Raw genomic sequence first — 11,826 nt, forward strand, 5'->3', positions numbered from 1 at the left:
CCGGAATGAAGATCGCCACCTTCAACATCAACGGCATCAACAGGCGGCTCGACAACCTGATCGCCTGGCTGGGCGAGGCGGAGCCGGACATCGTCTGTCTGCAAGAGTTGAAGGCGCCCGATCGCCAGTTCCCGCGCTCGGCGATCGAAGCGGCCGGCTACGGCGCCGTGTGGCAGGGACAATCCGCTTGGAATGGTGTGGCGATCCTCGCCCGAGATAGCGAGCCGGTGCTGACCCGTGTCGGGCTCGACGGCGACCCGTCGGATGCCGAGGCGCGCTATATCGAGGCTGCCGTCAGCGGCATCCTGGTCGCCTGTCTCTACGCGCCCAACGGCAACCCACAGCCAGGCCCCAAGTTCGTCTACAAGCTTGCCTGGCACGAGCGTCTGGCCAAACATGCCGCCGAACTCTTCGCCCTCGATCTGCCTGTCGTGCTTGCCGGCGACTACAACATAGTTCCGGAGCCGCGCGACATCTACCCGACAACCTCCTACGACGACAATGCGCTGGTCCAGCCCGAAAGCCGCGCCGCATTCGGCGAACTTCTGGACCAGGGCTGGCTCGATGCGCTGCGCAAGATTCACCCGAAGGACCAGCTTTTCACCTTCTGGGACTATCGCCGGAACCGTTGGCAGCGCGACGCGGGGCTTCGGCTCGATCATATGCTGCTCAGCCGCAAGCTTTCCCGCAAGCTTACCGGTGCCGGCATCGACCGGGAGGTTCGTGGCACGGAGGGTGCGAGCGATCATGCGCCGGTGTGGATCACGCTCCGCGATTGACCTGACAATGCTGCGGGGAGACTGCACGTCCATGCGCGACGGTGATACTGTTTCGCCTCGAACGCCGCTATTCGCAGCCGCGATCCGGGCTAAACCCCGTCTGGCCTAGCGGCTGAATGCGGTGACCGCGACATTCAGCCTGGTCAACACGAAGGAGAACCGCATGAAAATCAGCGCGCGCAACCGCCTCAAGGGCAAGATTGTCGAAGTCATCAAGGGCGCAACCACCGCCCATGTCCGGATCGACGTCGGCGGCTCGATCGTGACTGCAGCGATCACCAACGAGTCGGTCGACGAACTTGGCCTGAAGGTCGGTGGCGAGGCCTATGCGGTCATCAAGGCCTCGGATGTCATGGTCGGCATCGACTGATACGCTTGCGGCAAGGGCGCGTGGATCGACCGTCGCGCCCTGCCAAATCGCGACCGGATCACGCCTTCTGGCAGTAATGCGCTTTGCCGTCGCCGGTCTCGAAGTCGCCGCGTTGCGGCGGCGCAATCGGCTTGAACAGCGTCCGGTCGGGCTTGAGATCGATGAGTGGCGTACCGTCGAGGCAATCAAGGCCGCGCACGAGAAGGCTCGAGCCTTCCACGGCTTCGAGCTTGACGATCGAGGTGCCGATCGGGTTCGGCCGAACCGGCGAGCGCAGTGAAAATGTTCCGTGCACTTCGCCGTTGCTGGCTGGGCTTTGCAACACCAGATCGCGCCGCGAACGGTCGAGCCAGTAGAGGATTTCCAGCCGCTCGAACGCCTCCACGCCTTTCAGCGCCAGGACCCAGGGTTCGAAGATTTCGATACGGCAGACAGGGCCGTCATGCCGACCCTGGCAAGGGGTTTCCATGCGCGAGGTCCAGGGCGTGGAAATGCGGCCGATAAAGACGAGACCGGCGTCGGTTGCCGCGGGCGGTACCACGGCCACCTCGTTCTCACGGATTTCGTTCTGGCGGACCATGGTCAGTTCCTTTCCTTGCAGAGGGGGTGGTGAGGCGCGGCGCACAGACACGGGCGTCGCTGCCGTCGATCGAGCCGATCACCACATCGATGTCGTAGAGTTGTTTGAGAGAGGCGGGCGTCAACACGTCCTTGGGTAAGCCGAGCGCGCTGAGTTTCGAGGCGTGGAGAAGGGCGACGCGGTCCGCGACCAGGAAGGCGTGATCCGGATTGTGCGTCGAAAGCACGACCGAAAGCCCGCGTGCCGCCAGCGCTCGGACATGCGAAAGCACCCGCATCTGGTTGCCATAGTCGAGATTGGCGGTCGGCTCGTCCATGACGAGGATGGCGGGTTCCTGCGTCAGTGCGCGGGCGATCAACGCCATCTGGCGTTCGCCACCGCTGATCTCGGTATAGGGGCGCATGGCAAGGTGGGCCATGCCGAGGCCGCCAAGCGCTTCCATGGCAATCCGACGGTCGCGAGCGCCAGGCGATGAGAACGGCGCGAGGTGAGGGGCTCGCCCCATCAACACCACCTCCAGCACTGTAAACGGGAAAAGTGCCGCATGCGCCTGCGGGACATAGGCGATCTGCCTGGCGCGTTCGCGCCGCGACCAGGCGGAAAGCGGTCGTCCGTCCAGGATAATGTCTCCAGCCTTAACTGGCAGAAGGCCGAGGACGGTCTTGAACAGCGTCGTCTTGCCGGCGCCGTTGGGGCCGAGCAGGGCCAGCACCTCGCCGGACTCAAGCGACAGGGAGGCATTCTCGCCTACCGTGCGTCCGCCATAGCCGAAGGCGAGATCCCTGATGTCCAGCGTCATAGCCAGGCCCTCCGGCCGGAGGCGAGCAGCCACAGGAAGAAGGGCGCACCAACGGCAGCGGTCAGGATGCCGAGCGGCACTTCGATGAGCGCGATGCTGCGCGCCAGCATGTCGACAACAAGCAGATAGGCAGCACCAGATATCATCGAGGCCGGCAGCAGGCGGCGGAAGTCCGGGCCGACCAGCATGCGCGCAATGTGCGGGATGACGAGGCCGATCCAGCCGATGACGCCGCTGACGGAGACGGCCGCCGCAGTGATCAGCGTTGCCGCCGCGATCAGCAATGCGCGGGTAAGACGCGTGTCGACGCCCAAGGTCTGGGCTTCCTCGTCGCCGAGCGTCATCAGGTTCATGCGCCAGCGAAAAAGCACCAGCGGCACCAGCCCGATCAAAAGCGACGGCAGGATCGAAACGACGTCGAGACGCGTGATCGCAGTGAGGCTGCCGAGCAGCCAATAGGTGATCGCCGGCAACTGGTCATAGGGATCGGCGAGGATCTTGATCAGCGATATGCCGGCACCGACGAGGGCGCCGATGGCGATCCCTGCCAGAACGAGCGTCAGGGCCGGATCGCGTCCGCGGATTGCCATGCCGACGGCATAGACTGCGGCGACGGCGAGCAGCCCGCCTGCGAAGCTGATCGCCTGGATTGCCAGGACCGGCAGCGACAGAAAGATGCCGATGACGGCGCCGAGACTGGCACCGCCGGAAACGCCAAGGATATCCGGCGAGACGAGGGGATTGCGGAAAAGCCCCTGATAGGTGGCGCCGGCTGCGGCAAGTGCTGCGCCGATCAGGATCGCACCCGCCACCCGAGGCAGCCGCACGTTCCAGAGCACGGTTGAAAGAACGGGGTCGCTCGGCTGTCCCGATAGGGCCGCGTGCAGCGCCCCGGCGATCTCCGACGGGCCGGCATATTTGCCGACCGACATCGACACCAGGGCGAGCAGGAGGAGGGGGCCGACGAGGAGCCAGAGATTGCCCTTGCGCCCGTCGGCCAGCATGCCCGATGTTTCCTGCCTCCGGTTCATTTCGAAGCCGGCACCGCCCCCTTCAGGAGCGTGGCCACTTGTTCGTCCGTCAGGTCGACCTGGTAGAACAGCTTGTAGAAATCGCGGGTCTCAGCCTTCAGGTCCCCCTTGAAGCGGTCGGGATAAAACAGCTTCTGCAGCCAGACGACACCGATCACTCGGTTGATCGCAGGCGGCGAAATCGAACCAGCCGTAAGGCAGGGACGGCGCGGTGAAGACTCGACCGGTCGTGATTGCCTTCACGTCGGCCCAGAGCGGGTCCTTCTTTGCCGAGGCTGCGAACTTTCCGCTTGCCGCGATGATGACGTCCGGGTTCCAGGAGAGAATCTGTTCGAGCGACACCTGGGTCAGGCTGCCCTTGCCGGCTGCCGCCGCGACGTTTTCGGCGCCGACGGCTTCCAGGATCTCGACATTGATCGAGCCGGAAAGCCCCGTTTCCAGCCCTTCCGGGCCGCGGCCATAATAGACGCGCGGCCTTTGATCGGCCGGTATCATGGCGAGACTGTCGTTCAGATCCTTGATCCGCTGGTCGGCATAGGTTGCGAGCGTTTCGGCGCGTGCGGCCGCGCCAAGCAGCGCGCCGACGTCGCGCAGCGTCTTGCCGCTATCAGCGAAGCGTCCATCGATCAGCACGTAGGGAATGCCGGTCTGCGCCTGCACCTTGTCGGCCAGCGAGCGGTAGGTGTCGTTGACGGTTCCAACGTCGAGGATGATGTCCGGCTTGGCGGCAAGCACCGCCTCGACATTGGCGCTGCCGCCCTTGCCCGTGATTTGGCCATAGGTCGGCAGGTCGCGGACCGACGGTAGCAGATATGCTTTTTGCTCCTCCGTCGGCTCGCGCGCCCAGCCGGCGAGCTTGTCCGGCGCCAGAACATAGGTGAGCACCGAGGCCGGCGGGCCGGCAGCAAGCACGCGGGTGATGGTATCGGGAACCTCAACCGTCCGCCCGGCGGCATCGGTGATCGTACGCGCCTCGGCGGCGCCTGAGGCAAGGCCGAGCACGGCTGAGAAGATTATCGCAAGAGATTTCAACATGAAGGCCACGATAGCGAGAGGGATCGGTCAGGCCGCACTATGACATAGCGTTATATCTCATGGAATATATTGATTGCGCGATTTGCGATGATTGGGGAGCCACCCTGATGCACTGAGATACAAATCCGCTCCTGTCGGAAACATCCGCGATACGTCGCGATGGTCCTCTGCCGCACGTGACAAGCGATCTGTGCCTCGGGCATTGATCCCATGCGGAGAGACGGTGATGATCCTCTTTGTTGTAGCCTATCTTGCCGGCGTGCTGACGATCGTCAGCCCGTGCATCCTGCCGGTGCTGCCATTCGTGTTTGCCCGCGCCGGCCAACCCTTTTCCACCAGCATTCTTCCGATGCTGCTCGCCAAGATCGTGACCTTTGCGGGTATCGCCTCGCTTGCAGCCCTAGGCGGCAACTGGGCGGTGCAGGCGAACGCCTATGGCCGCTACGCAGCGATCGCAATGCTCGCAGTCTTCGGCGTGACGCTGCTCTCGACGCGGGCTGCCGCCTTTGTGACCGGTCCGCTCGTGGAACTCGGCAACCGATTGTCGAGAAAGGCTGCGACCGGGGAGAAGGGCAGCATCGGCGGCTCGATCCTCCTTGGCGTTGCGACCGGATTGCTCTGGGCGCCCTGCGCCGGACCGGTGCTCGGTCTGGTGCTGACCGGGGCGGCGCTGAACGGCGCGAATGCGCAGACCACGCTGCTGCTTGTGGCCTATGCGGCCGGTGCTGCGACCTCGCTGGCGCTCGCCGTCCTGGCCGGTGCCAGAGTATTCGCGGCGATGAAGCGCTTCCTCGGCCTTGGCGACCGCATCCGCCAGGGTCTCGGCGTTGCGGTGCTCGCCGGTGTTGGCGCGATCGCGCTGGGGCTCGACACCGGTCTTTTGGCGCAGCTTTCCTATGCCAGCACGTCGGGCGTCGAACAGTCGATCCTCGATCGCCTGCGCAGCGGTGCTTCGCCCGTGGACGTCGCAAGTACCCGCATGACCCTTGCCGCAAAGGATACGCGACAGGCGGCCTATCGCAGCGACCTTCCGGTGGAAGGGCAATTTCCGTCGCTCGACGGCGCGGTTCAGTGGCTGAATTCGAAGCCGCTGACGCCGGCCGAGCTCCGCGGCAAGGTCGTTCTCGTCGATTTCTGGACCTATTCCTGCATCAACTGCATCCGAACCATCCCTTACGTTCGGGCCTGGGCGGAGAAGTACCGGGACCAAGGTTTGGTCGTCATTGGCGTGCACGCCCCCGAATTCGCCTTCGAAAAGCAGATCGGCAACGTCGAGAAGGCGGTGCGCGATTTCAAGATCACCTATCCGGTGGCGATCGACAACAACTTCGCCATCTGGCGCGCCTTCTCCAACAGCTACTGGCCGGCCCACTACTTCATCGATGCCGAGGGGCAGATCCGCTACACCCATTTCGGCGAGGGCGACTATGAAGGATCCGAGCGGGTGATCCAGGATCTGCTGGCGGAAGCCGCCGGCAAGAATAAGGCCGAAGGCGATCTGGTCAAACCGGAGGCAAAGGGTGCCGAGGCCTCGCCGGACCTGGCACGCCTCGGATCCGGCGAGACCTATGTCGGTTATGCGCGTGCCGCAAACTTCGTCTCGCCCGAGGGCGTCTCGGCCAATACGTCCGCGGGGTACACGGTCGGCAACCCGGGGCTCAATGAATGGGGGCTGACCGGCAACTGGACGGTCGGCGCCGAAGAGGCACGCCTCAACGAGGCCGGCGGCGGCATCACCTACCGGTTCCGCGCGCGGGACCTGCACCTGGTGCTCGGCACTGGCGCCGGCGGCAGGCCGGTCCCGTTTCAGATAACCATCGATGGGGTGGCGCCGGGCGCGGACCATGGCGCGGATATCGATGCGGCCGGCAAAGGTACCGTTACGGCGACCCGCCTTTATCAACTCGTCCGCCAGTCCGGAGCAGCCCGGGAGCGGACCTTCGAGATCCGCTTTCTCGCACCCGGCGCAGAAGCCTTCGTTTTCACCTTTGGATGAGAGTTTGCCATGAGCGACAATGAAAAACGGCGCGGGCGCACCTGGTCCGCCCTCACGCGACGCCTTCTCGTCGCCGCGACCATGGTCGGTGGCGGATTGACCTTCGTTCTCAACGGGCCGCCGTCGGCGGCACAGGAGACCAGGCCTGTGCCGAAGGCGCTCCACGATATCGCGCCGACGGACGGCCGCCAGACGGCGGTCTTTGCCGGCGGTTGCTTCTGGGGCGTGCAGGCGGTGTTCCAGCACGTGGCTGGCGTCGCGAGCGTCACGTCAGGATACGCGGGCGGCAACGCCGCGACGGCGACCTACGAAAAGACGGAGACCGGCGCCACAGGGCATGCCGAAGCGGTGGAGATCACGTTCGACCCGAAGCAGGTGAGCTACGGCAAGCTGCTCGAGATCTACTTCTCCGTCGCTCATGATCCGACGCAGCTTGGTGGGCAGGGACCCGATAGCGGACCGCAATATCGATCGGTGATTTTTCCGCGCGATGAAAAGCAGGCGAAGGTTGCTACCGACTATATCGCGCAACTGGATGCGAGCGGCGTTTTCAGCCGCCCGATTGCGACGACCATCGAGGACGGCAAGACCTTTTACCCGGCCGAGGCGTATCACCAGGATTACGTCTACAACAATCCCGGCCAGCCCTATGTGGTCATCTACGAGAAACCGAAGATCGGCGCGCTGCATCGTCTGTTTCCGGGCCTCTATCGGCAGAAGCCGGTGCTTGTGTCAGACAGCGCTTCTTAGCTGATGAGGTGCCGTGAGGCCTCCCGAAGGGGCGCGCCGGTTCGGGCCTTTACACAAGGATACAGTTTCGCGGCCTGCTGCACGCACCCGCGATACGTCCAAGAGACACTCTGGCCGCGAGCACGTTTCGAGCCTTCGGCGACGAAACGCCGCTGCTGACATCAATAACGGAAGGAGCCATCATGCGTATCTTCGCGACAGTTTTCGCCATCGCCGCGCTCGCGGCGGCACCATGCGCCTGGGATAGCGACCCGAGAGAACCCTCGCTTCTTGCCGCACTCGTCTCCGGTTCCGGATCTGCAACGGTTGCTGAGAAGGGAGCAGGATTGCTGCAAGAGGCGCCGCACGAGGAGTTTGCCGATCCGTTCTTCGACTGACGATAGTACCGCCGAGACGGGCGGCCCGAACCTTTGATGCCAATCAACCTGGAGGAAAGTGACATGCTGGAGAAAACGAGAGAGCGCCAGACGACCGGGGCTCGGACAGTATTTGTCAACGAGTTGACCAACGGGATACTCGACCCCGCCGAGCCGATGCTGGGGCCTGTCGCCGATGGCGGTGTCATCATCGCGAACACGGCGCCGGGATGTTGGGGGCCGATGATCACGCCGGAGATCCGCGGCGGACATGAGGTGACGCGCCCTGTGGCGGTCGCGGGCGCTGAAATCGGCGACGCCGTTGCCATTCGGATCCGATCGCTGATCGTCACGTCCGCGGCGACGGCCTCGGGCAACGACGAGGTGGTGGCTGGTCGCTTCAACGGTGATCCCTTCTGCGCGGCCGTTTGCCCGGGCTGCGGCACGGAATGGCCGCGCACGCGCGTGGAGGGCATCGGCCAGACTGCGATCCGCTGCGAGAAGTGCGGCGCGGACGCGACGCCCTTCATCTTCACCAACGGCTACACGATCGCCTTCGACGATGAGCGCCAGGTGGGGCTGACCGTCGGCAAAGCGACTGCCGAGACCTTTGCCACGGATGCGGAACGGCTGCTGGCCCTGCCGGACGGCTCGATCCAGCATCCGATCCTGACCTTCGCGCCAGCGGACCTCATCGGTGTTGCCACAAGGCTTCGGCCATTCCTCGGCCAATTGGGCACGACGCCGTCGAAGGCGATGCCGGACTCGCACAATGCCGGCGATTTCGGCCAGTTTTTGACCGACGCACCACATGCTTACTCCCTGACCGCGGACGAACTCGTCCAGCATAAGACTGACGGCCACATGGACGTGAATACCGTGCGGGAAGGCGCGATCCTGATCTGCCCGGTCAAGGTGCCGGGTGGTGGCATCTATATGGGGGACATGCATGCCCTGCAGGGCGACGGCGAAATTGCCGGCCATACCTGCGACGTCGCCGGCACGGTGACGCTGGAGGTCCATGTCATCAAGGGGCTCAAGATCGACGGGCCGATCCTTCTGCCGGTGCTGGATGATGTACCGTTCCTTGCACGTCCGCTCGACGAGGCGGAACGCACGCGGGTGGCGGCACTTGCCCGCAAGCACGGTGTCCGAGAGGTGGAAGCTGACGCCCCGGTCACCTTCATCGGCACGGGCGCGAACCTCAACGATGCGACCACGAACGGGCTGGAGCGGGCGGCAGACCTGCTCGGTCTCAGCGTTCCCGAAGTGATGAACCGGGCAACGATCGCAGGTGCAATCGAGATCGGCCGCCATCCGGGCGTGGCGCGGGTAACGTTTCGTGCCCCGCTCAGCCTGCTCGACGCAAAGGGCATCGGCGCGTTCGCGCGCAGTCTCTACAATCTCTGAGCCTCCTGTATTTTCAGGGAGTTGCTTGCAGATGATAGCGGGGCCGACGTCATGTCGGCCCCGTTTTGATTTCTGACGCTAAGGCGCAGGCGTCAGAAACCCCAGGGCATTTCGTATCGGTTTGCCGCCGTGCGCGGCCGTTCAAACATTGCGATACACAGAGGCCGCTTCCGAACACATCGCGGATACACAGCACACGCATGGTCACGGCGAAATTTGGTTCGCGTCCGCCCAGGCGGGTTATGTCCTGAAAAGACGGAATTATGACATTTGAGACGCGATCTTTCGGCCGTACCATCGAGGCTCCAACCCAAGCAAAGGAGCTTGAAATGAGCAAATCAAAAGGCACTGCACTGATCACCGGTGCTTCGTCCGGTATCGGCGCGATCTATGCTGACCGCCTGGCACATCGCGGATATGACCTCATTCTCGTCGCGCGCAACCGCGTACGCCTCGACGATCTAGCCCGCCGGCTGGCGGACGAAACCGGCCGCGCCATCGAAGTCGTCGCTGCGGACCTCGGCAACAGGGATGATGTCAGGCGGGTCGAGAAGATCCTCGAAAGCGATGCGAGCATCACGATGCTGATCAACAATGCCGGGGTCGGCGCGACGGCGCCGCTGCTCGCCTCCGATGTCGACAAGATGGACGAGATGATCACGCTCAACGTCAGCGCGCTGACGCGGCTGACCTATGCGGTGGCACCCGGATTTGCGGCGCGCAGCACTGGCACGATCATCAACATCGCCTCGATCGTCGGCGTGGCGCCGGAAGTTCTGAACGGCGTCTATGGTGGCACCAAGGCCTTCGTCCTGGCCTTCACCCTGTCGTTGCAAAAGGAACTTGCCGACAAGAATATCCGCATCCAGGCCGTGTTGCCGGGTGCGACCGCCACCGATTTCTGGGGCATTGCCGGCACCCCCATCGAACACGTGCCGAGCGAGATCGTCATGCGCGCCGAGGACATGGTGGACGCGGCACTTGCCGGCCTCGACCAGGGCGAAGTGATCACTATCCCAGCGCTGCCGGATGCCGCTGACTGGGCAGACTATGAGGCCGCACGGCAGAAGCTGATGCCGAACCTTTCCAGGAAAACGCCGGCTGCTCGCTACCGTATCGGGAGCTAGCGCCCGCTCACCTTCCGGCAACCTTCCAACCCGGACTTTCGAGGCGGTTCCTCGCCTCGCCAATCGAACCAGGAGAATGATGATGTTCAGACGTTCCATGCCCATTGTCCAAAACCGCCGACTGGCCGCCTTGGCATTGTCGGGCGCGATCGCGATCCTGCTTCCTCCGCTCGCCGCTCAAGCGGCGGGCGTGTCCGCCGGCGGCGACGTCCAAATCACGTCGGCTGCCAAACCGGCCACGGACGAATCCATCCGCCCTTTCCAATTCCACGCCAGTGATGCCGCACTTGCCGACCTCAAGCAGCGCATCGCGGCGACCAAGTGGCCGGATCGCGAACTGGTGGCGGACGGCACCCAGGGCGTGCGGCTTGCCACCATGCAGAAGCTCGCCGACTATTGGGCAACAAACTACGATTGGCGCCGCGTGGAGAAGACACTCAACGACCTGCCGCAGTTCGTGACCAACATCGACGGCGTTGACATCCACTTCATTCACGTGCGCTCCAAGCATAAGAACGCGATGCCACTCATCGTCACCCACGGCTGGCCGGGCTCGATCATCGAGCAGTTGAAGATCATCGATCCCCTGACCAATCCGAACGCGCATGGGGGCACGGAAGCCGATGCTTTCGACGTGGTCATCCCCTCGCTTCCCGGCTACGGCTTCTCCGGCAAACCGACGGAGCGCGGCTGGGACCCTGTCCGGATCGCGCGCGCCTGGGCAGTGCTGATGCAGCGTCTCGGCTATTCCCATTACGTCGCGCAGGGTGGCGACTGGGGCGACGCTGTTACCGAGCAGATGGCGCTGCAGCAGCCGGCGGGCTTGCTCGGGATCCACACCAACATGCCGGCGACCGTGCCTGACGAGATCCAGAAGAGCCTCGATGCCGGCCAGCCGGCACCAGCGAACCTTTCGGCCGACGAGCGCCGCGCCTATGAGCAGCTCGACTTCTTCTACCGGAACGGGCTGTCCTATGCGCAGGAGATGAGCAAACGTCCGCAAACGCTTTATGCGATTGAGGATTCGCCGATCGGGCTTGCGAGCTGGATGCTCGACCACGATGCCCGCAGCTACGAGTTGATCGCCCGCGTCTTCGATGGCAAGCCGGAAGGGCTGACGCGCGATGACGTGCTCGACAATGTCACGCTCTACTGGCTGACCAATACCGCCGTGTCGTCGGCACGGCTCTATTGGGAAAACAAGCTTGCCTTCTTCCAGCCGAAGGGCGTGCAGATCCCGGTGGCCGTCAGCGCCTTCCCGGACGAGCTTTATCAGGCACCAAAATCCTGGGCGGAGAAGGCATTCCCCAAGCTCATCCATTATAATCGTCTCGCCAAGGGCGGGCACTTTGCAGCCTGGGAACAGCCGCAAGCCCTAGTCGACGAGTTGAGGGCTTCATTCAAGTCACTGCGTCAACCGAGCTGACAGGAAGAGGCGTGCGAAAGCGCGCCCCACCGTCGCAACAAAGGAGGTGGCATGAAAGAGACCGCGTCCGCTGAGAGAACGGATCACTGAGATGCAGGTGATGATTGAGGGACAGCCACGCTTCCGGCCTTTCGGCTTATCCTGTTGGGGTTTTGGAGATCTCAACA

12 protein-coding genes are annotated in these 11,826 nt (G+C 63.7%); 8 read left to right on the plus strand and 4 right to left on the minus strand.

The features are described from left to right. The first annotated feature begins 5 nt into the window (after positions 1-5). Positions 6-779 (plus strand): exodeoxyribonuclease III, encoded by a 774-nt coding sequence (gene xth, locus IB272_RS20590; protein ID WP_192444860.1) that lies wholly within the window; start codon positions 6-8, stop codon positions 777-779. Positions 780-942: 163 nt separating this feature from the next. Next, entirely contained in the window at positions 943-1,149 is a 207-nt protein-coding gene (locus tag IB272_RS20595) for a molybdopterin-binding protein (RefSeq protein WP_034799649.1), read from the plus strand. A 58-nt stretch (positions 1,150-1,207) separates the two neighbouring features. Here IB272_RS20595 and tsaA read toward each other — a convergent pair whose 3' ends face one another. The 4 genes from tsaA to IB272_RS20615 form a co-directional block, all read right to left on the minus strand. Next, positions 1,208-1,729 (minus strand): tRNA (N6-threonylcarbamoyladenosine(37)-N6)-methyltransferase TrmO, encoded by a 522-nt coding sequence (gene tsaA, locus IB272_RS20600; protein ID WP_192444862.1) that lies wholly within the window; start codon positions 1,727-1,729, stop codon positions 1,208-1,210. Then, positions 1,704-2,528, minus strand: a complete 825-nt coding sequence (locus IB272_RS20605) for an ABC transporter ATP-binding protein (protein WP_192444864.1) — start codon at positions 2,526-2,528, stop codon at positions 1,704-1,706. The genes tsaA and IB272_RS20605 overlap by 26 nt, the downstream gene beginning before the upstream one ends. Continuing rightward, the gene (locus IB272_RS20610; RefSeq protein ID WP_034799652.1) at positions 2,525-3,532 is read right to left on the minus strand and encodes an iron ABC transporter permease; all 1,008 of its coding nucleotides are present in this window, start codon (positions 3,530-3,532) and stop codon (positions 2,525-2,527) included. The genes IB272_RS20605 and IB272_RS20610 overlap by 4 nt, the downstream gene beginning before the upstream one ends. Positions 3,533-3,649: 117 nt before the next feature. Next, entirely contained in the window at positions 3,650-4,594 is a 945-nt protein-coding gene (locus tag IB272_RS20615; RefSeq protein ID WP_348646800.1) for an iron ABC transporter substrate-binding protein, read from the minus strand. Positions 4,595-4,820: 226 nt separating this feature from the next. Here IB272_RS20615 and IB272_RS20620 point away from each other — a divergent pair, with 226 nt between their 5' ends. From IB272_RS20620 to IB272_RS20645, 6 genes are all read left to right on the plus strand, one after another. Further along, the gene (locus IB272_RS20620; RefSeq protein ID WP_192444866.1) at positions 4,821-6,590 is read left to right on the plus strand and encodes a cytochrome c biogenesis protein DipZ; all 1,770 of its coding nucleotides are present in this window, start codon (positions 4,821-4,823) and stop codon (positions 6,588-6,590) included. Positions 6,591-6,599: 9 nt separating this feature from the next. Next, entirely contained in the window at positions 6,600-7,340 is a 741-nt protein-coding gene (msrA, locus tag IB272_RS20625) for a peptide-methionine (S)-S-oxide reductase MsrA (protein ID WP_246810389.1), read from the plus strand. 182 nt (positions 7,341-7,522) lie between these two features. After that, positions 7,523-7,717, plus strand: a complete 195-nt coding sequence (locus IB272_RS20630) for a hypothetical protein (protein WP_060530346.1) — start codon at positions 7,523-7,525, stop codon at positions 7,715-7,717. 63 nt (positions 7,718-7,780) lie between these two features. Beyond that, positions 7,781-9,106, plus strand: coding sequence for an acetamidase/formamidase family protein (locus tag IB272_RS20635; protein ID WP_246810390.1), 1,326 nt, complete (start codon positions 7,781-7,783; stop codon positions 9,104-9,106). Positions 9,107-9,435: 329 nt separating this feature from the next. Beyond that, positions 9,436-10,233, plus strand: a complete 798-nt coding sequence (locus tag IB272_RS20640; protein ID WP_192444869.1) for an SDR family oxidoreductase — start codon at positions 9,436-9,438, stop codon at positions 10,231-10,233. 82 nt (positions 10,234-10,315) lie between these two features. Continuing rightward, positions 10,316-11,659: an epoxide hydrolase family protein gene (locus IB272_RS20645; RefSeq protein WP_034799663.1), complete on the plus strand. Its 1,344-nt coding sequence runs from the start codon at positions 10,316-10,318 to the stop codon at positions 11,657-11,659. The last annotated feature ends 167 nt before the right edge of the window (positions 11,660-11,826 follow it).

Source organism: Ensifer sp. ENS08 (assembly GCF_014852195.1).
In the GTDB taxonomy this organism is placed as follows: Bacteria; Pseudomonadota; Alphaproteobacteria; order Rhizobiales; family Rhizobiaceae; genus Ensifer; species Ensifer adhaerens.

Excerpts from the sequence above, each read along its gene's own strand:
- xth (WP_192444860.1), top strand. The coding sequence starts at position 6 with ATGAAGATCGCCACCTTCAACATCAACGGCATCAACAGGCGGCTCGAC.
- IB272_RS20595 (WP_034799649.1), top strand. The coding sequence starts at position 943 with ATGAAAATCAGCGCGCGCAACCGCCTCAAGGGCAAGATTGTCGAAGTC.
- tsaA (WP_192444862.1), bottom strand. The coding sequence starts at position 1,729 with ATGGTCCGCCAGAACGAAATCCGTGAGAACGAGGTGGCCGTGGTACCG.
- IB272_RS20605 (WP_192444864.1), bottom strand. The coding sequence starts at position 2,528 with ATGACGCTGGACATCAGGGATCTCGCCTTCGGCTATGGCGGACGCACG.
- IB272_RS20610 (WP_034799652.1), bottom strand. The coding sequence starts at position 3,532 with ATGCTGGCCGACGGGCGCAAGGGCAATCTCTGGCTCCTCGTCGGCCCC.
- IB272_RS20615 (WP_348646800.1), bottom strand. The coding sequence starts at position 4,594 with ATGTTGAAATCTCTTGCGATAATCTTCTCAGCCGTGCTCGGCCTTGCC.
- IB272_RS20620 (WP_192444866.1), top strand. The coding sequence starts at position 4,821 with ATGATCCTCTTTGTTGTAGCCTATCTTGCCGGCGTGCTGACGATCGTC.
- msrA (WP_246810389.1), top strand. The coding sequence starts at position 6,600 with ATGAGCGACAATGAAAAACGGCGCGGGCGCACCTGGTCCGCCCTCACG.
- IB272_RS20630 (WP_060530346.1), top strand. The coding sequence starts at position 7,523 with ATGCGTATCTTCGCGACAGTTTTCGCCATCGCCGCGCTCGCGGCGGCA.
- IB272_RS20635 (WP_246810390.1), top strand. The coding sequence starts at position 7,781 with ATGCTGGAGAAAACGAGAGAGCGCCAGACGACCGGGGCTCGGACAGTA.
- IB272_RS20640 (WP_192444869.1), top strand. The coding sequence starts at position 9,436 with ATGAGCAAATCAAAAGGCACTGCACTGATCACCGGTGCTTCGTCCGGT.
- IB272_RS20645 (WP_034799663.1), top strand. The coding sequence starts at position 10,316 with ATGTTCAGACGTTCCATGCCCATTGTCCAAAACCGCCGACTGGCCGCC.